A 20639-nucleotide genomic window follows, 5' to 3' on the forward strand; every position below is an offset into this window, starting at 1 on the left:
AAAAATTATCTTTGCAGCCGAAAACTAGAAGTGTTTTCATTGAATTAAAACGCATAATATTAAACATATAAGTAATGTCTAAAGTTACAGGTAAAGTTGCACAAATAGTAGGTCCGGTTATCGACGTTGAGTTTGGAGCTGGTTCAGAACTTCCAAAAATTTATGATTCATTAGAAATTAAGAAAGCTGATGGTTCTACATTAGTATTAGAAGTACAGTCTCACATTGGTGAAGACACCGTACGTACAATTGCTATGGATTCTTCTGATGGTTTAAGCAGAGGAACTGAGGTTGTTGCAACTGGAGCACCTATACAAATGCCGATTGGAGATGATGTTTACGGACGTTTATTCAATGTAATTGGTGATGCCATCGACGGTCTTGGAAATTTACCAAAAGCTGGTGAAGCTGGTTTACCAATTCACAGAGAAGCACCAAAATTCGAAGATTTATCTACTTCTACTGAAGTTTTATTTACAGGTATTAAAGTAATCGACTTAATTGAGCCTTACGCAAAAGGAGGTAAAATTGGATTATTTGGTGGTGCCGGTGTAGGTAAAACAGTATTAATTCAGGAGTTAATTAACAATATTGCAAAAGGTCACGGTGGTTTATCAGTATTTGCTGGTGTAGGTGAGAGAACTCGTGAAGGAAACGACCTTTTAAGAGAGATGTTAGAGTCTGGAATTATCCGTTACGGTGAAGACTTTATGCACTCTATGGAAGCTGGAGGATGGGATTTATCTAAAGTTGATAAATCTAAAATGAAAGAATCTAAAGCAACATTCGTATTCGGACAAATGAATGAGCCACCAGGAGCACGTGCACGTGTTGCCTTATCTGGTTTAACAATTGCTGAATATTTCCGTGATGGTGCTGGAGACGGACAAGGAAAAGACGTACTTTTCTTCGTAGATAACATCTTCCGTTTTACACAAGCTGGTTCTGAGGTATCTGCATTATTAGGTCGTATGCCTTCTGCAGTAGGTTACCAACCAACATTAGCAACAGAGATGGGTGCGATGCAAGAGCGTATTACTTCAACTAAAAAAGGATCGATTACATCTGTACAGGCGGTTTACGTACCTGCGGATGATTTAACTGACCCGGCGCCTGCTACAACTTTCGCCCACTTAGATGCAACAACCGTATTATCTCGTAAAATTGCCGAGTTAGGTATTTATCCTGCGGTAGATCCATTAGATTCTACTTCTCGTATCTTAACTGCTGATATTTTAGGAAAAGAGCACTACGACTGTGCACAACGTGTAAAAGAGTTATTACAACGTTACAAAGAATTACAAGATATTATTGCTATCCTTGGTATGGAGGAGTTATCTGAAGAAGATAAATTAGCTGTATCTCGTGCTAGACGTGTTCAACGTTTCTTATCTCAACCATTCCACGTAGCAGAGCAGTTTACTGGTATCCCTGGGGTGTTAGTAGATATTAAAGAAACTATTAAAGGATTTAACATGATTATGGATGGTGAATTAGATCACTTACCAGAAGCAGCGTTCAACCTTAAAGGAACTATTGAAGAAGCAATCGAGGCTGGAGAGAAAATGTTAGCTGAAGCTTAATATTCAATAGAAAATTATAAAACATTATGAATTTAGAAATTGTATCACCAGAAGCTACCCTATTTAACTCAGAAGTTGATTCTGTAGCATTACCTGGTATTAATGGTGAGTTTCAGATTTTAAATGACCACGCCGCAATCGTGTCTATTTTAACTGAAGGAACCATTAAAATTCATACACATACACAAAGCCACCTGGTTTTTGATGCGTTACATTCTGAAGTTAATCCTCACCATGATGATGACAAAGTTTTAACCTTAAAAATCAAATCTGGTACTGTTGAAATGAAAGATAATAAAGTGATTGTTTTAGTTGACTAAACCTTCCTTTATTCAGAATAAAAAAACGCGAAACTAAATGTTTCGCGTTTTTTGTTTTATAAATCTTTTGAAGAATGTTACACTTTCTTAATCACATTGGTGACGATACCCCAGATAATAAATTCATTCTCATCTGTAATTTTAATAATCGGGTAATTTGGGTTTTCGGGTTTTAACCACACTTCGCCCTGCTCTACGCGTAATCGCTTTACTGTAAATTCACCGTCTAAAAAACAAACGGCTATTCGGTTATTTTGAGGTTCAAGGCTACGGTCAATAACAAGTAAGTCGTTATCTTCTAATCCTGCTCCTATCATACTTTGTCCACTAACACGGGCAAAAAAGGTTGTTTCCCTATTTCTAACCAACTCTTTATCTAAAGATAACCGTTGTTCGCTAAAATCTTCTGCCGGCGCCGGAAATCCACAAGAAATTCCTGTATCAAAAAATATTGCACCAAGTTCGCCTGATGCTTCGGGTGTAAAAAAAGTTAAGCTATTAGAATCGTTTACTATCATAACCATGCATTTCCCTCAAATATACACATTTAAATGATTTAATTGACTTGCACTACAACATTCACAACAAAATGAAAAACAGTCCTTAAACCTTGATAAAAATACCTTTTTTATACAAGTAATTTCCTAGCGCTAAATAGAACAAAACAACTACTAGAGCATAACATAATGATGCTAATTTAGCCTCTAAAAAATCATATTGAAAAAACGTTGAATACAACCAGGAATGAATATTGGAATGTTCTCCTACAGGAATTAAATAAAAACTTTTTGCTATAAATCCTGATAGAAAATAAATAGTTATGGCATTCATACCAACCTTTTTGAAAACTCTACCAAAATGCCAATGTTTCACATCTACTATATAATAAATAATTGCCAAAATAACTGTAGCATAGCCAGCGGTAACCAATACAAAACTGCTACTCCACAACGCTTTATTTATTGGGAACCACAAACTAAATACATAACCTACAACCAAAAACAATAACCCTATTGCTACTAATATTGAAGCTTTTCGCTCTATAGGTTTATCTAGAACCTTACCAATTAGCACGCCAAGTAAACATGTTGCTATTGCTGATACCGTTCCCAATATGCCTTCAGGATCATAATCAGGTTTCCACATGTGGCCTCCTAAAACTATTGAATCAATGTACATCGACCAATTATTGGCAACTTTATCAAAGCTTGGAGCCATACCATTTGGCAATGGTACAAATCCCAATAACAACCAATAACTTAACAAAATACCAAGTGCAATACCTAAAAGGACTTTCCAATTATAATTTAAATACAAAACTGCTGTAATAAAAAACACAATACCAATACGCTGTAAAACACCCATAAAACGGAAGCTTTCCCAACTCTGAATAAAAGGAAACGTTGGCATAAATGCCCTTAAAAAAAGCCCTAAAGCTATTAACTTTAAACTTCGTATACCAATCTTTTTATAGGTCTGAATATTACCTTTCTTATTTTTATAAGCATAGTAAATCGATATTCCCACAATAAATAAAAAGAAAGGAAACACAAGATCGGTTGGTGTTAATCCGTGCCATTCGGCATGTAACAAAGGAGCGTAAACACTAGACCAAGTACCCGGATTATTAACTAAAATCATGGCAACAATGGTCACACCTCTCAACAAATCTACTGATTGAATTCTTTGGCTTGCAGACATTTTAAAACACTTTAATTTTCAGAATCTTCAACAGTATTTAAAATGCGTTCTCGTGTAATTTTCACATAATTTCTTCCAATAGGAATCTTTCTATTTGAAATTTCTACCATATTACCTTCAACCGAATTTACTTTATTTATTGAAATGGTATAGGAACGATGCACACGCAGAAAATTGGATTGTGGTAATTCTTCCGAAATCGCCGTCAAAGATTTATGTACCACGTAATCACCCAAAGTAGTAATGACTTTAATATAATCTTTTAAGCTTTCTATATATAAAATATCATTCAAATTCACCTTAACTAATTTCTTACCCACCTTTAAAAATAAATGCGGTTCCTGCTGAAATCCTATATCAGATGAAGAACTATTTAAATATACCTGCTGATAGACTTTATTAATGGTTTTTAAAAATCGATTAAAAGGAATTGGCTTTACAAGATAGTCTAAAACATCAAGTTCAAAACTCTTTACGGCGTATTCCCTGTACGCTGTTGTAATAACAATGTGAGGTTTATAGCTGAGATTTTCGATAAATGCAAAACCGTTAAGCTGTGGCATATTAATATCGAGGAAAACCACATCAATTTTTTCCTGCTCTAAAACACCATAGGCTTTCAAAGGATTGGTAAAAGTTCCGACAATTTCAATATGATCGAAGTTCTTTAAATGATCTTCAATCACCTCAATAGCCAAGGCTTCATCATCAATGATTACACATTTTATTTTCATCGAATAGGTATTTTTAAGTACAGGTTATACACATTGTTTTCTACAATAGTTTTAAACTCATAATCACTATTAAACAATAAGCTTAACCTGCGTTTGGTATTGGCAATACCAATACCTTGATTATTGTTTATACTAGATTTGGCATTAAAAGTATTCGACAGTTTAAATTCTAAATAGTCTTTATTAAGTACTTCAAAACTCATGTTTACCCTTACGTTTTCGCAACCTTTTAATCCGTGTTTGAAACAATTTTCGATGAACGTCAAAAAAAGCAAGGGTGGCACGGTAACATCTTCAATATCGCCAATAATATCCATCTCACATTCTACACGCTCATTAAAACGTAAACGTTCGACATCAATATAGGTATTAATATGATTGATTTCCTCTAATAAATCAGCCTTGGAACTATTCACTTCATACAACACGTATTGCATAAGATCTGATATTTTAATCACCATTTGTGGCGCACTATCAGACTTTTTCAATGTAAGCGCATATAAATTATTTAAAGTATTAAAAAAGAAATGGGGTTGTATCTGGGTTCGTAAGTATTTCAATTCGGTACTTAATTGAAGCTTTGCCAACTTTTCATTACGGCGCTTTTCCAGACTCCAGTCAATAACCAGTTTTATTGCAGACACAAACCCAATCACATAAAGTTCTCCTAATACAACGGCTATAATATGATTAAGCTGCATAAACTCGCCCGTACCACCAGCCTCAGGCCAAATATCTTTGGTCACTAAAACATAATTTAAGCCTGTTCTTACCAGATACACCATGGCCAACATAAAAATCAGACTTAGCACATAAGTTAAATACCGTCGCTTTAAAATTAATCTGGGGATTAGGTAGTAAATATTTATGTAAACCACAATGATGTGAATAGGAAATTCTACAAGGTTAGACTTGATAGAATACCAGTAATCATTAAAGTAGCTCCCCCACCTTACGACATTAAACATGAAGTAAACTAACCAAAAAAGCACGTGATATTTAAGTGAAATGGTATTCTTTATCTGAAGTCTAATCAAGAGTATTGGTTTAAATTATTATTAAAAAATCGACAAAAGGCTTAAACTATGTGAAGCAATTTTAAGAATATAATAATTAATTAACAATAATTTCATTAAGAGTTTATATTCGCAAAATCACTTATCGATAGTTATCTGTCTTCTGTGTGTAAAATGATGTAGTTCAGATATTTTTTTTTAAAACAATTTTTATAATAAATAACATTGATAGCAAATAACAAGACTAAACAATTCAAATTATGAAGTATTACTTAAAAACGACACTCTTGTTTTCCTTCTTATTCTTCAGCATACAACTGTTTGCTCAGGAAAAGGAAATTAAAGGAATTGTTACCTCAAAAGCAGACGGCATGCCTATTGCCGGAGGTAACGTAATTATTCAAGGCACAACTACCGGTACACTTACCGATTTTGATGGAAAATACACCATTATGGCAAAAACCGGTGATGTATTAACCTTTTCATTTTTAGGAATGACAACTGAAAAGGTAACTGTTGCCGATTCAAACACTATCAATGTGCAATTAGCAGAAGACAACGAACAACTTGCTGAAGTTGTAGTTACTGCTTTGGGTATTAAAAAAACCCGCGAATCGTTAACATACGCAGCACAAGACATTAATGCTGACGAGTTAAACAAATCAAAACAAACTAACCCTATTAACAGCTTATCGGGTAAAGTTTCTGGTGTTTCCATAACCAGAAGTAGCTCTGGAGTTGGAGGGTCTGTAAAGGTTACACTTCGTGGAAATTCTTCTATTGGAAATAACCAACCATTATATGTGGTCGATGGTATTCCTTTATCGAACCCAACCGCTAGTCAACCTACTTTATCTTTTGGAGATATTGACGGAGGAAATAGAGACGGTGGTGATGCCTTATCGCTTATTAACCCAGACGATATCGAATCGTTAACTGTATTGAAAGGAGCTTCTGCTTCTGCACTTTATGGTAGTGCCGGACTTAATGGTGTTATATTAATTACCACCAAGAAAGGACGTTCTGGAAACTTCAAAACCGATTTCTCTACGAATTTAACTGTTGACAGCGCAGCCTATTCTATGGAATTCAATAATGAAGCTCAGAATAATAATGACGACTTTTTTAACACTGGATATACAAATATAAATTCACTTTCTATTTCCGGAGGAACAGATAAGGCGCAAACCTATTTTTCATACAGTAACTCTTTCGCCTCAGGAATTTTGCCTGAAAACAATTTAAAACAACATACATTTAATGTTCGAGAAACAGCCAAACTTTTCGACGACAAATTAACCGTGAATGCCAGTGTAATGGCATCAACACAAAACATTACAAACAGACCAATCTCAGGGTTATACTACAACCCATTAGTGGGGGTTTATGGTTTTGAATCTGACACTGAAAAACTTTCAGACTATTCAGATTTTGAAAGCTACGATGCGAATAGAAACATTATGTCTCAACGTTGGTTTAGAGCAACTTCAGACATTGAACAAAACCCATACTGGATCCTTAATCGCAATGCTTCTGAAGACACTAATAAAAAATTAATTTCTTCATTATCTTTAAATTACGAAGTTAACTACTGGTTATCTTTTCAAACCAGAGGAACTTACGACAAATCGATGTATGAATTTGAAAGAAAAATTTATGCAACAACCGATGCAACCTTAGCCCCAGAAAATGGTAGATACATTTATAACTCTAGTGATTTCACACAATACTATGGCGATTTTATCGCAAACATAAATACAACTTTTAACGAAACCATAAGTTTAAGTGCTATTATTGGTACAAGTACAACAAGAACAACTACCGAATCGTTTGTTGGAGACTCAGGTACCAACGGTGGTTTACAATTTGCTAATGTATTTGCTTTCCAAAACTTTAACGGAAATCCTTCTGTTAATTTTACTCAAAATTCTTTAGAAACCAGAGTTAATTCTGTTTTTGCAAGTGCAACCGTTGGGTTTAACGACAAATTCTTTATTGATTTAACCGCGAGAAACGACTGGACTTCTACACTTCCAAAAGAAAACAACTCATTCCTTTACCCTTCAGTTGGTTTAACAGGAGTATTAAGCGAAATATTTGAATTACCAGAAAGTATCTCTTTTGCAAAATTAAGAGGATCGTATGCCGAAGTAGGAAATGGGTTTGCTGCCGATCAAATTAACCCACAACGTCAAATTATATTTGGAGGTGGTGGTGTAGATCCAAACGAACCTATTAGACCGTTCCCTGGATCAACACCTAAACCTGAAAGACAAAAATCTTTTGAGATTGGTACCGAATGGAAATTTGCTAATAACAGATTTGGTATCGATTTAGGTTACTATAATACTAAAACTTCAGATCAATATTATGCCTTTTCAACATCTGTTGCTATTATAGGTGCTCCGCAAGCCTACTTAAATTCCGGTGAAATCTCAAATAAAGGTTTTGAAGCTACAGTTTTTGCTATTCCAGTTCAAAACGATAACATCTCATGGAATACTTCTATAAACTTTGCTTCTAACAAAAATAAAATTGAGAAAATTTATAACGGTCAGGTTTTAGAAGGTTTAATTGAACCTGAATTCTTTACCTTATCCCAAAAAGGCGTTAACACGTTTGGTTCTTATTTAGTAGAAGGCGGTTCATTTGGTGACATCTACGCCCAAGTAGTAAGAAGAAACGATGAAGGTTTACCAATTATTGAAGGCGATGCCGTTATGGTAAACGACGACAACACGATTGACGGATTAACAAAAGTTGGAAACGCCAATCCAGACTTCACTTTAGGCTGGAACAACTCTTTTTCAATTAAAAACTTTTCAATTGATTTCTTAGTTGATGGGAAATTTGGAGGAGAAACCATGAGCATGACCGAAGCTATTGTTGAAGGATTCAGTAATAACTCTGCCAGAGAAACAGCAAATAACAATGTTAATGTACAAATAGATGGTACGGCAACAACAATGACGGCTCAAGAATATTACGGGAAAGTTTCTGGTAGAAATGGTTTCACAGGAGAATATGTTTATAGCGCAACAAACGTAAGACTTGCCGAATTTTCACTTGGGTATAATTTCAAATTAGGAGAAAATTCATTCTTATCAAAAGCTAAAGCTTCTATAGTTGGAAACAACTTGTTTTTCTTCTATAAAGATGCTCCGCACGACCCGAATTTATCGATTAGTACCGGTAATGCCTTACAAGGAGTCGATGTTTTAGCACTTCCTTCAACTAGAAGTGTTGGTCTGAATCTTAATCTAACATTCTAAACTTAACAGAAAATGAAAAATATAAAAAGCATGTTATCTTGTTTAGTTGCCACAGGAATTATATCAACATCTTGTAGTGATTTAGAACAATTTAACGTAAACGAAAGAAATATAACTCAAGAGCAACTTGAAGTCGATTTTCAACACGTAGGATCAAAATACAAACCAATTTTCGAAAATATTTATCAATATACCCCTGCCTGGTCTTACCAATTACAACAAAACCTAAATGCTGATGTATATTCTGGATATATGACAAATCCAAGGCCCTTTGTTGCAGGTGCTAACAATACAACGTATAGTCTTGTTAGCGGATGGAATAATTTTATCTGGAATGTACCATATTCTAACGTTATGAATAATGTTGATGGAATTACAAAACTAACCGAAGGAGAATTCCCGACGTTGCATGCCATTGCCTTAATTCTAAAGGTTGAGGCTATGCATAGAGTATCAGACGTTTTTGGGCCTATAGTTTACACGAGTTTCGGTGACCTTGAAAAAGCAGGTATTTACGACTCTCAGGAAACTGCTTACAACGCCTTTTTCTCCGATTTAGATATGGCTGTTGAAAATCTTATGGCAGATATTGATAGTGAACGATTTTCTGCTTTCGATTTAGCATATGATGGCGATTACTCACAATGGGTAAAATTTGCAAATTCTTTAAGACTACGTTTAGCGATTAGAATTTCTAAAGTAGACCCTGCAAAAGCCAAGCTTGAAGGCGAAAAAGCATTAAATCAATCCTTAGGTGTGATGAGTGCAAATACCGATGGCTTTTTTGTTAACGGTAGTTTAGACCACCCTTTAGCAACACTCGATAATGCCTGGGCCGACATTAGAATGAATGCATCTATGGAATCGTTTTTAGTGGGTTACAACGATGGAAGAGCAAACGCCTATTTCGATGCTCCTACGACTGTTTCAGGAACAGTAAAAGGTATTCGTGGTGGTTTACCTCTGTTTTCTAAATATGCTGATGAGCTTGCTCAAAAAGCCGATTATGTAGGATTTTCAATGATTAATGATAATATACACACCTCAAAAGTACAATTAATGACTGCAGCTGAAGTGGCATTCCTTAAGGCCGAAGCTGCTTTACGCGGATGGTCGGGGGCAGGCGATGCACAGTCTAATTACGAAACCGGCATACAACTGTCTTTCGATCAACATGGGGCTAGTGGCGTAAACGACTATATTTCAGATAATGCATCAACTCCTGCTAATTATGTAGACCCTATAACTCCATCAAATAATATTTCAGCACTTTCAACTATTACAATTGCCTGGGACGAAGCGGCCAGCAACGAAGTTAAGCTTGAAAAAATTATTACTCAAAAATGGCTGGCTATGTTCCCTGAAGGACAAGAAGCCTGGAGTGAATTCAGACGTACTGGGTATCCTAAAATCTTCCCTGTGGTAAGCAATCAAAGTGGCGGACTTATAGATACCAATATTCAAATTAGACGTATTCCTTTTGTAGATAGCGAACTATCAACCAACCCGGAAGGTGTTGCCGAGGCCGTAAAATTACTAAGCGGCCCAGACAACGGAGGCACCAGATTATGGTGGGATACAGGTGCTGCAAATTTTTAAGATTTTCATAAGCATATATTTTTTGGTTTAGTTTAAACAGAGCGTTTTTTAATTTGAAAGAGAGCTCTTAACAAGCAAGCAGAACATTGTTCTGCTTGCTTTTAAAAAACAGATGAAAATGAGAGTAGATATTACTGATTATAAAAGTATAGCCTACAGAGAGGCTGGAAAATTTGAAGAAACGCGCTTTGAAAAAATTCACAATGTTATTTTCGAATCTTCTCATGAAGCTTCATTAATTGTTGCTAAGGAAATAGCATCACTAATTCGTGATAAACAGTCGCAAGGACAACCATGTATACTTGGCTTAGCAACCGGATCATCTCCTATTAAAGTTTACGAAGAACTGGTTCGTATGCACAAAGAAGAAGGTTTATGTTTCTCTAATGTAGTTACTTTTAATCTCGATGAATACTATCCCATGGATAAAAATAATATTCAGAGTTACTACTACTTTATGCATGAACACCTGTTCAACCACATAGATATACTTTCTGAAAACATTAATATTCCTGATGGCAAAGTGCCTACCGACGAACTGTATCAATTCTGTATAGATTATGAAATGAAAATCAAATCTTATGGCGGATTAGACTTTCAATTGTTAGGTATTGGACGTACAGGCCATATCGGTTTTAACGAACCCGGATCACACCTCAACTCCGGTACGCGAAGCATTACTTTAGATCACATTACACGTGTTGATGCTGCTTCGTCATTTTTAGGAATAGATAACGTTCCGCGTAAAGCCATTACTATGGGAATTGGCACCATAAAAAGTGCTAAACGCATTGTTTTATTAGCTTGGGGAAACAATAAAGCTGAAATTATACAACAAGCCATTGAGGGCGACATAACCCCAAACATTCCTGCAACCTATTTACAGGAACACCACAACACAACCTTTGTGTTAGACCATGAAGCTGCTTTAGAACTAACCCGTGTAAAAACCCCTTGGTTAGTTACTTCTTGTTTATGGACCAATATTTTAAAATTAAAAGCTGTGGTTTGGCTAAGTGAATTACTAAATAAACCTATTTTAAAACTAACTGATAAAGATTATAACGATAATGGCATGTCTGGTTTATTAACCGAAGAAGGCACTGCTTACGATTTAAACATTAAAATGTTTAATCAATTACAACATACCATAACAGGATGGCCTGGAGGAAAACCTAATGCTGATGATACTTACCGTCCTGAACGCGCAACACCAGAAAAAAAGCGCATCATCATTTTTAGCCCGCACCCAGACGACGACGTCATTTCTATGGGTGGCACTTTCGATCGCCTTGTGGAGCAAGGTCACGAGGTACATGTGGCTTACCAAACCTCAGGAAACATCGCTGTTTCGGACGAAGAAAGCTTGAAATTTGCAGAAATAGCAAACCTTTTCGAACCGAATGCAGAAATCGATAAAATAATTTCATACCTCAAAACAAAGCGAGAGAGCGACATCGACTGTTTAGAAGTACGAAATCTTAAAGGCAAAATACGTCGTAGCGAATCGCTTGGCGCCACGCGTTATTTAAACTTAAAAGATGAAAACGTACACTTTTTAGATCTTCCGTTTTACGAAACCGGAACCATTAAAAAAGGGCATTTAACTTCAGCTGATATCAGCATTATGTGTAACCTGATTGAAAGCATAAAACCGCATCAAATATATGCCGCCGGCGATTTAGCCGATCCGCATGGTACACATCGTGTGTGTTTAAATGCCTTGTTTATGGCTTTAGAAGAATTAAAATCAAAACCTTACATGAACGATTGCTGGGTTTGGCTCTATCGTGGTGCCTGGCATGAATGGGAATCCTACGAAATAGACATGGCCATACCTATGAGTCCCGATCAGGTACTTAAAAAACGTCATGCCATTTTCTATCACCAGTCGCAAAAAGACGGGGTGATGTTTCAAGGCGACGATTCCAGAGAATTCTGGGTACGCGCTGAAGACCGTAACCGCTTAACCGCAAAAAAATACAATGATTTAGGCTTAGCCGAATATGCTGCTATTGAAGCCTTTAAACGCTACCATTTTTAACAATTAACATGAATAGATTACTTGCTATACTTTGCCTCATTACTTTAAATTGTTTCTCTCAATCCAATTTGAAAGAGACTTATAATTTAATGCCCTGGCCAAAATCAATAGAGGAAAACAACCAACGTTTTGTTATAGATGAAAACCTAACGGTATCCATTGATGGTGACTCCCCAAAACGGGTTCAGCATGCAGTGACTTCATTTTTAAGACGCCTGTCAAACAGAAGTGGCGTGTTTATCAATGAAGGTTTTGCAATGCCTTTATCTGAAAACAAGCAAGCATCTATTCAAATATCTTATAAAGAATCTGCTAAGTTAATCATTGAAGACGACGAGTCGTACCAATTAGATGTACAGTCTAATAAAGTATCGCTTGTTGCCAATACAGATGTTGGGGCTATTCGAGGATTGGAAACACTTTTACAATTATTAACGAACACCAATTCTGAATACTATCTACCCGGTGTTTCTATCTCCGATGCCCCACGTTTTGTATGGCGTGGCTTAATGATTGACGTTTCCAGACACTTTCATCCCATAGACGTTATAAAACGCAATCTCGATGCTATGGCTTCTGTAAAAATGAATGTCTTTCACTGGCATTTAACAGACGACCAAGGCTTTAGAATTGAGTCGAAAACCTATCCCAAACTACACGAATTGGCTTCCGACGGACTATACTATACTCAAGAACAAATCAAGGACATTGTAGAGTATGCCTCTATTCTTGGCATTCGAGTAATTCCGGAATTTGATGTGCCGGGCCATGCTACCGCCATTTTAACCGCCTATCCAGAACTTGGAAGCAAACCGGGAGCAACCTATAAAATTGAACGTTATTCGGGTGTTTTCGATCCCACTTTAGACCCGACTAACGAGGATGTATATGTTTTTTTAGAAAACCTATTTACTGAAATAGCACCCCTATTCCCAGATAGCTATTTTCATATTGGTGGTGACGAAAACGAAGGCAAACACTGGGATGCTAACGAGCATATTCAGCTATTTAAAAAAGAACATAATCTTGCTACCAACCACGATTTACAAACCTATTTTAATATCCGATTAGAAAAAATTCTGAAAAAACTGGATAAAAAACTGGTTGGCTGGGATGAAATTATGACACCAAATATGCCGAAAACAGCCATTATTCATTCGTGGAGAGGTGAACATGAAGGCTTAGCAAAGGGCGGAACCTTAATTGAAGCTGCTAAAAAAGGGTATAACACCATTTTATCTAACGGATTTTATATTGACCGCATGGAATCTGTGGTGAAACATTACCAAACCGAACCGATTGGAGATGTACAACTAACCGAAGACGAACGAAACCGTATTTTAGGTGGCGAAGTCACCATGTGGAGCGAACTGGTAACACCATTAACCATCGACTCCAGAATCTGGCCAAGAACAGCTGCCATAGCCGAGCGCTTATGGTCACAAAAAGACATTACGGATGTTGATAAGATGCTGAAACGTTTAGAAGTTATTAATTATAGATTGGAAGAGGTTGGCATTACCCATATTAGAAACAAAGGGGTAATTTTAAGAAACCTGAGTAATAATCAGGATATTTCAGGATTGGAAATACTTTCTAATGTTTGTGAACCGCTTAAAATTTACAGCCGAAATGAAGGCGGTACCGAGTATAAAACCTACTCGCCTTTCACCCTATTTGCCGATGCCTGTAATGTAGACGCCAACGATGCTTTAAAATTTAAAAAAGCCGTTACAAACTATACTGAATCACCTAACGAAGCGCACAAATCGGATATTATTACGCTATTGGAATCTTGGGCAAAAAACCATAAAGCTTTTCAAAAAATAGATAAAAGCCCTAAGATAGCACCGCTGGAATCTTTATCGTTTAACCTTTCGGAAAGTGCTAAGTTTTTATTGAAGCTGTCACAAAAAGAAAAGCTATCGAAGAATGACATAAAATCATTCAAATCTCGAATAGAAACCTTAAAACAACCTTTCGCAGATGTTGAATTGGTTATTGTAAACGATATGGAAAAACTATTTGAAGCCTTAAAATAATTTACCTGCTTCAATAATGGTAAACCCGGTTCGCTTATAATCGACCTTTTTCCCATTGGCACAAAACTGATATCTGCCTTTAGATTTTTGCTCTGAGGCAGATATTAAAACAACCTCTTCTACCGAGCAATTATAATCTTTAGCCACTTTAGCTTTTACATCATCAATAGTCGCTCTGCCCTTTTTTAACTGCGATTGAATTTTATTGTTTAGTTTAGGTTCTTCAAAACCTTCACCCAATTTACATGCATCATCTTTTACAGATATAGCTTCAGAAATATCCTTTTTGGGAGCATCCTTAGGCATGGCATCAATATATTCCCAGGTGTAATCAGCTTTTAACAGAACTTTTCGACCATCTTCGGTTTTAACAATATAATTATTTTGAGCAAACGATACAGATGTGATAAAAAGTAATAAAAGGAAAACTATTGATTTCATAGAATATTTATAATTGGATGTACTCAAAAGTACAAATTATTAGTTTAATTGCTTAGAAGACAACCAAGCCTTTCTGGCCGTTTTTTGTTTGGCATTCAACTTTAGATTGTTAGCTTCAAACGGGCTTAAGCTATATGCTCTGTTTGGTAGTAAAGTCACTTTTGTTCTCTTCGGCACACCAAACCGTTCAAACTCAATTTTTATAACATCATATGGTTTTAAACTAGCTATTAAAACATTAAAGTTATTTGAAGTTGTGAAATCTATTCCGTCTACCTTTAAAATTCTGTCACCTTCTTCCAGTCCGGCGTTATATGCTGCTGTTCCGATAATGGTGTTTTTGGAAATAAAACCTTCGTCGTTTACTGAAACTCCAAAATCGGGTTTATCTAAATCCTGAGTTAAAGTCACACCTACAGAACTTAATAAAGCCTTCATTTCAGGCATATCACTTTTGTAGATATAATTCTTAAAAAAGTGAGAGCCAAAAGCTTCTCCGGCATATTCATTTAACGTATTATGCAAATCTTCAACCGTATATGGCTTTTCATTTTTTCCATATTTGTTCCAAACCAGTTTCATAAGATCATCGAGATTTAATCCGTTTTGACGCAACGACAAGTCTAAAGCCAGGCCAAGCATATTTCCGTATGAATAATAAGAAATGAATGTATTGTCTCTATTCACCGGATCTACTGAACGAGCCGCATCAACAAACGGCGCCTGATAACTCATTTCAATAGGATTGAAAAATTGTCTCGCCGGAGAATTCCATACATAATTAAATGTTCCGGTAATGCTATTGACATATTGCTCTTCACTGATTAAACCTGCTCTACATAAGGTTAAAGTAGTGTAATAACTGGTAAAGCCTTCGGCAAACCAAAGTTCTCCACTCATATTAGCCTCTTCAAAATCGAACGGCTCCAAGGTATCAGGACGAATACGCTCTACGTTCCAGCAATGAAAAAACTCGTGAGCGACTGTTCCTAAATTCGCATCCATTCCGCCATCGGCCAAACTACGTGTGTTGGTAACAATGGTTGAATTTCTATGCTCCATACCATCGCCTGAAGCGTTAGAAATATAACACACCAAAAAAGTATACTCACCATAATCGAACTTTGGCAATTCGCCATACACCTGTTCTTCCTCTAGAACAATTTTCTTAACGCGGTTAAAATAATCATCTAATTCCGCTTCAGTGCCGTTATGATGCAATACGAAGTTTATGGTTTGTCCGTTTACCTGAAAAGAACGTTCACTAAAATTGCTTATCTCGGTTGGGCTATCCATAAAATACTGCAAGTTTTCGGCGTAGTAGGTATTGTCTTTTACATGCTTTAATTGTGTTGCAACTTTCCATTTCAAATCTTCACGCACATTAAAAGTGACTTCCATAGCTTTATCTTCTAAACTCGGCACATACAAAAAAGTTGCCGGCATATTTAAATGCGCATGGGTATCATCTATTTGAGAATAGGTGCCGCCACCTCGATTAGCGAATAAAATATAATGCACTTTTATGGTCCCGTCATGTCCGGAAACCTCCCAGGAATACGGATCGGGTCTTGATGTTTTTAATACCTTTCCTTTACCATCGGTTACCTTAACGCCGTAAACATTCTTCATAAATTCATGCAAAGCATAACGACCTGGTGAGGTTCTACTCATTCTAAATTCTACAGTTTTTTCCGTTAAATCCGTAAAAACGGCGTCAACAACCGCTTCGTGATGTCCGGCATTTTCAAAGGAAATATTATAGTTTGAGGCCACTTGTGCCTTGATTCTAAAACAACTTGAAACTAAAAGGAAAATGAAAAGAATTCTACGCATTACAACATTTTAAACGACTAAGATAACATTTTTGAATCATCGATAGTTTTAATGAAAATTGAAAATAAAAGTTATCCTTGTAACAAATCACAGATTTCACCTACATATATAATGAAAATTAAAATTTATAGACTCCTATTAACCTAATTAAGAACACATTAATTTTAGATATAGGAATTTCATGAAATCTATGTTGATTTTACTTTCGAATTAGTCATATAAAACCACAAAAAGGTTTTATATTGAATCATAAAATTTAAACCTTTTAATTATGACCGAGTGGTTTTATAGCTTAGAACTCTTTCCTCAGATTTACTGGGGTATTGCTCTGGTAGCTTCACTAATTTTTATAATTATGATGATTCTAACCTTTGTGGGAGGTGATTCTGATGGATTAGAACTTGAAACAGATGCCGAAATTGAAACCGACACGGGAATCGGTTTTCAATTCATCACTTTTAAAAACCTGGTGGGATTCTTTACCATTTTTGGGTGGAGTGGTATTGCATGCATTGATGCAGGGGTATCAAAACCGCTTACCATTGTTATTTCTCTAATTGCTGGTTTAGTAATGATGAGTATTATGGCGGCCATGTTTTATTATATGAAAAAACTAAATCATAGTGGTACACTTGACTTTAAAAATGCTATAGGTGCTGTTGGTGAAGTTTATTTAACTATCGGTGCTAACCGCTCGTCTATTGGTAAAGCTCATGTTCGTATTCAAGGCGCTTTGCGTGAACTTGAAGCCTTAACCGATGCACAGACTACCTTAAAATCGGGAACCGTAATAAAAGTAAAAGACGTTACCGATAACGGAATTTTAATTGTAGAACAACTTAATAACTAATTTAATGCTAACACTTATTACTCAGGACGCCTTTAGTTTTGGGCTTCCTATGGCTGTTATTGCGGCCATCATGTTCATTTTTGTATTTTTTATTGTACTTATTCGCCGTTATAAACGCTGTCCTTCCGATCGCATTTTAGTGGTTTATGGTAAAGTAGCTGGCGGACAATCGGCTAAATGTATTCACGGGGGTGCTGCCTTTATTTTTCCGGTTATTCAGGATTATGAATTTCTGGATTTAACACCTATTTCTATTGAAGTAAATCTGGTTAACGCCCTGTCAAAACAAAACATCCGTGTTAATGTACCATCGCGTTTTACTATTGGTGTGTCTACCGAACCTGGTATTATGCAAAATGCTGCCGAGCGTTTATTAGGTCTATCAATGAGTGATGTTCAGGAGTTAGCAAAAGAAATTATTTTCGGTCAGTTGCGTTTAGTAGTTGCTTCTATGGACATTGAGGAAATCAATTCCGACAGAGATAAATTCTTAACCAATATTTCACAAAGTGTTGAATCGGAGCTTAAAAAAGTAGGTTTAAAACTGATTAACGTTAACATTACAGATATTGTTGATGAGTCTGGTTACATCGAAGCTTTAGGTAAAGAAGCTGCTGCACACGCTATAAACGCGGCTCGTAAATCGGTTGCCGAGAAAAACAGAGATGGATCTATTGGTGAAGCCGATGCCGTTCAGGATGAAAGAACTAAAGTTGCCGAATTGAACGCCAAAGCAAAAATTGGTGAGGCCAACGCGATGCAAAATGAAAGAACTCAGGTAGCAGCAGCTAACGCACAAGCTATGATTGGTGAAGCTAATGCCAATCAAACCGAAAGGGTGCAGACTGCCAGCGCCATAGCAAAAGCTAAAATTGGTGAGGCCGAGGCTTTAAAAGAAGAGCGTATTAAAATATCGGAAGCCAATGCACGTGCCATCGACGGAGAAAACGTTGCTAAAATTTCGATTGCTGAATCTGATGCTTTAAGACGTGAAAAAGAAGCTGAAGCTGAAAAACGAGCGATTGCCTCTGAAAAAGTTCAGGCTGCAAGAGCATTAGAAGAAGCCTATGCTGCAGAGCAACTTGCCGAGGTTGCCAGAGCCGAACGTGAGCGTTCATCACAAATGGCCGATATTATCGTTCCAGCCGAAATTGATAAAAAGAAAGTAGAAATTGATGCTGAAGCTGAAGCTGAAAATATTAGAAGACGTGCAAAAGGGGAAGCCGATGCGATTTTATTTAAAGCACAAGCCGAAGCACAAGGTATTTACGAAGTCTTAACCAAACAAGCAGCCGGTCTTGATGAAATTGTAAAGGCTGCCGGAAACAATTCCAGAGATGCTGTGTTATTATTGATTGCCGACAAACTTCCTGAGTTGGTTAAATTACAATCTGAAGCTATTAAAAATATCAAGATTGATAAAGTTACCGTTTGGGATAATGGCAGTACTAAAGATGGCAAATCATCTACTGCAAATTTCCTTTCTGGCATGTATAAATCGGTGCCTCCATTACAAGACATGTTTAATATGGCCGGTATGCAATTACCGGAATATTTAAAAGGAAAAGATGTTGAAGTTAAATCGGAATCAACGATAACAGATAGTACTGATATCGAGGAATCTCCAACAGATAAAGAGTAATAATACTCACTTTCATAAAAGCCTCATTATTAAATTAATGAGGCTTTTTATTTTAATACCACTTGACTGTATGCTCTATAAAGTTTCTCTACTACCACCTCAATCTCCTCTTCTGTTAACTGTCCAAATCCCAAACGAATAGCACAGGTATTTTTATCCTGATATAAAATGGTTTTTGGAATGAACAAATCATGCTTTTCAGATGCTTCAGCAAGCTTTACTAAAGAAATTTTTGGTTCAAATTGCAACCACAATGCCAAACCTCCTGAAGGAATTTCAAAACTGACTTTGTCTCCAAAATGATTTTTTAATAACTCGCATAAAACATCACGCCGTTGCTTGTAAACAATAATATTCTTTTTTATAAGCCGAGAAATTTCGCCTTCATTAATTAATCCTGCCAACATTTGTTCCTGAATTAAATCACCTTGTTTATCGAGTAATTGCAAATAGTTTTTGGCTTCTGAAATTAAATTATCTGGCGCCACTACAAACCCTGTTTGAAAACTTGGAAATAGAGATTGCCCCAACTTACCAAGATAGATAACCATACCATTAGCATCGGCACTCGCCATGGGTAGCATGGCCGAGCCTTCGTATTGAAAATCGTAATCGTAATCATCTTCAATAATCGCAAAACCATATTGTTTAGCCAATTCCAATAATTTTAAGCGTCGCTCCGCACTAAGCGTCCTTGTAGTTGGATAATCACGTTGAGCACAAACATAAACACACCGAATAGTCCCTTTTACAAAATGCGTTTTAATATAATCTACATCCAGTCCATCCTCATCAACAGGAATCGTTTTAATACTCGCGCCAACTTCCTGAAAAATCATATTGGATTCGTAATTACTCAACTGCCCTACCAATACCACATCCTTAGGTTTTATAAGCAGCTGAGACACGATATATAGACTCATTTCGGTACTTCGGGTATTCACAATATTTCCCGGATTAATGTGAAATCCGCGTGTTGCGTTCAAATAATTACAGAGCTGATTTTCGAAAATGGAATGTATTTGCTCTCCTGCTCTATTCCATTTTGGTATTAACGTTTTTCGTTTCATGGCCGCACTATACCACTTTGAAAACTGATGAACTGGATGTAATCTTAAATCGGGTTTTCCATCGCTAATACTGTATTTGGCATTCGTAATTTGAATAGTAGGCGCTAAATGTAATGCCGTTTGAAAAGGAAAACCTGTAGTTTTTGAATACGTATATGCCTGATCGATTTGTTGTATTGGTGCGGTTATCTTAGCAGTATGCTGTTCCGGTACTAAAACAAAAGTACCTTTATTTGGTTGAATTTCTACCCAACCTTGTGAAGCCAACTCATCATAAATAGCAACAGCCGTATTTCTATGCACTTTTAACAACTGACTCAATACACGTGTTCCAGGTAATAGTGTGCCTTTTAATACATAGCCTCGTTGAATTAAATTAATAATCTGCTCGGCAACCTGCATATATATGGGCTTCGGTAATACTTTATCAAAAGTGATAAGTTTTTCAAAAAGACTTTCAACCGGACTATTTACTGTTTTCAAACTGGA

The 20639-nt window shown here is 36.3% G+C and carries 15 protein-coding genes; 8 read left to right on the forward strand and 7 right to left on the reverse strand.

Features of this window, described 5'->3' with window-relative positions; all coding sequences use genetic code 11:
• The first annotated feature begins 74 nt into the window (after positions 1-74).
• Together atpD and R1X58_RS05010 are read left to right on the forward strand one after the other, a co-directional pair.
• Positions 75-1583 carry a F0F1 ATP synthase subunit beta gene (gene atpD, locus R1X58_RS05005; protein ID WP_240572257.1) on the forward strand — a complete coding sequence of 503 codons (1509 nt, stop codon included), beginning with the start codon at positions 75-77 and terminating at the stop codon, positions 1581-1583.
• 26 nt (positions 1584-1609) lie between these two features.
• A complete protein-coding gene (locus tag R1X58_RS05010; RefSeq protein WP_188214463.1) occupies positions 1610-1903 on the forward strand; it encodes a FoF1 ATP synthase subunit delta/epsilon in 294 nt (97 codons plus the stop codon).
• Between the two features lie 77 nt (positions 1904-1980).
• Here R1X58_RS05010 and R1X58_RS05015 read toward each other — a convergent pair whose 3' ends face one another.
• The 4 genes from R1X58_RS05015 to R1X58_RS05030 form a co-directional block, all read right to left on the reverse strand.
• Positions 1981-2421, reverse strand: coding sequence for a LexA family protein (locus R1X58_RS05015; RefSeq protein ID WP_240572258.1), 441 nt, complete (start codon positions 2419-2421; stop codon positions 1981-1983).
• An 85-nt stretch (positions 2422-2506) separates the two neighbouring features.
• On the reverse strand, positions 2507-3604 hold the full coding sequence (locus R1X58_RS05020) for an acyltransferase family protein (RefSeq protein ID WP_240572259.1): 1098 nt from the start codon (positions 3602-3604) through the stop codon (positions 2507-2509).
• An 11-nt stretch (positions 3605-3615) separates the two neighbouring features.
• Entirely contained in the window at positions 3616-4338 is a 723-nt protein-coding gene (locus tag R1X58_RS05025; protein ID WP_240572260.1) for a LytR/AlgR family response regulator transcription factor, read from the reverse strand.
• The gene (locus R1X58_RS05030; protein ID WP_240572261.1) at positions 4335-5375 is read right to left on the reverse strand and encodes a sensor histidine kinase; all 1041 of its coding nucleotides are present in this window, start codon (positions 5373-5375) and stop codon (positions 4335-4337) included. Before R1X58_RS05030 ends, R1X58_RS05025 begins: the two co-directional genes overlap by 4 nt.
• A 239-nt stretch (positions 5376-5614) precedes the next feature.
• On the opposite strand from R1X58_RS05030, the gene R1X58_RS05035 reads away from it, so the two are divergent.
• From R1X58_RS05035 to R1X58_RS05050, 4 genes are all read left to right on the forward strand, one after another.
• Complete coding sequence (locus R1X58_RS05035) at positions 5615-8626, forward strand: TonB-dependent receptor domain-containing protein (protein ID WP_240572262.1); 3012 nt, start codon at positions 5615-5617, stop codon at positions 8624-8626.
• Positions 8627-8638: 12 nt separating this feature from the next.
• Positions 8639-10225 carry a RagB/SusD family nutrient uptake outer membrane protein gene (locus tag R1X58_RS05040; protein ID WP_240572263.1) on the forward strand — a complete coding sequence of 529 codons (1587 nt, stop codon included), beginning with the start codon at positions 8639-8641 and terminating at the stop codon, positions 10223-10225.
• A 118-nt stretch (positions 10226-10343) separates the two neighbouring features.
• Positions 10344-12269: a glucosamine-6-phosphate deaminase gene (nagB, locus tag R1X58_RS05045; protein WP_240572264.1), complete on the forward strand. Its 1926-nt coding sequence runs from the start codon at positions 10344-10346 to the stop codon at positions 12267-12269.
• Between the two features lie 8 nt (positions 12270-12277).
• Entirely contained in the window at positions 12278-14311 is a 2034-nt protein-coding gene (locus tag R1X58_RS05050) for a beta-N-acetylhexosaminidase (protein ID WP_240572265.1), read from the forward strand.
• On the opposite strand, the gene R1X58_RS05055 is transcribed toward R1X58_RS05050, so the two are convergent.
• Complete coding sequence (locus tag R1X58_RS05055) at positions 14303-14752, reverse strand: DUF3157 family protein (protein ID WP_240572266.1); 450 nt, start codon at positions 14750-14752, stop codon at positions 14303-14305. The two genes, R1X58_RS05050 and R1X58_RS05055, sit on opposite strands and share 9 nt — an antisense overlap.
• A gap of 39 nt (positions 14753-14791) precedes the next feature.
• Positions 14792-16588: a M61 family metallopeptidase gene (locus R1X58_RS05060; RefSeq protein ID WP_240572267.1), complete on the reverse strand. Its 1797-nt coding sequence runs from the start codon at positions 16586-16588 to the stop codon at positions 14792-14794.
• Positions 16589-16859: 271 nt separating this feature from the next.
• Here R1X58_RS05060 and R1X58_RS05065 point away from each other — a divergent pair, with 271 nt between their 5' ends.
• Positions 16860-17438 carry a hypothetical protein gene (locus R1X58_RS05065; RefSeq protein WP_240572269.1) on the forward strand — a complete coding sequence of 193 codons (579 nt, stop codon included), beginning with the start codon at positions 16860-16862 and terminating at the stop codon, positions 17436-17438.
• Positions 17439-17442: 4 nt separating this feature from the next.
• Entirely contained in the window at positions 17443-19080 is a 1638-nt protein-coding gene (locus R1X58_RS05070; protein ID WP_240572270.1) for a flotillin family protein, read from the forward strand.
• A gap of 47 nt (positions 19081-19127) precedes the next feature.
• On the opposite strand, the gene R1X58_RS05075 is transcribed toward R1X58_RS05070, so the two are convergent.
• Positions 19128-20633, reverse strand: a complete 1506-nt coding sequence (locus tag R1X58_RS05075; RefSeq protein ID WP_240572271.1) for an aminotransferase-like domain-containing protein — start codon at positions 20631-20633, stop codon at positions 19128-19130.
• Positions 20634-20639: the final 6 nt, after the last annotated feature.

The sequence above is a fragment of the Aestuariibaculum lutulentum genome (assembly GCF_032926325.1).
Taxonomy (GTDB): Bacteria; Bacteroidota; Bacteroidia; order Flavobacteriales; family Flavobacteriaceae; genus Aestuariibaculum; species Aestuariibaculum lutulentum.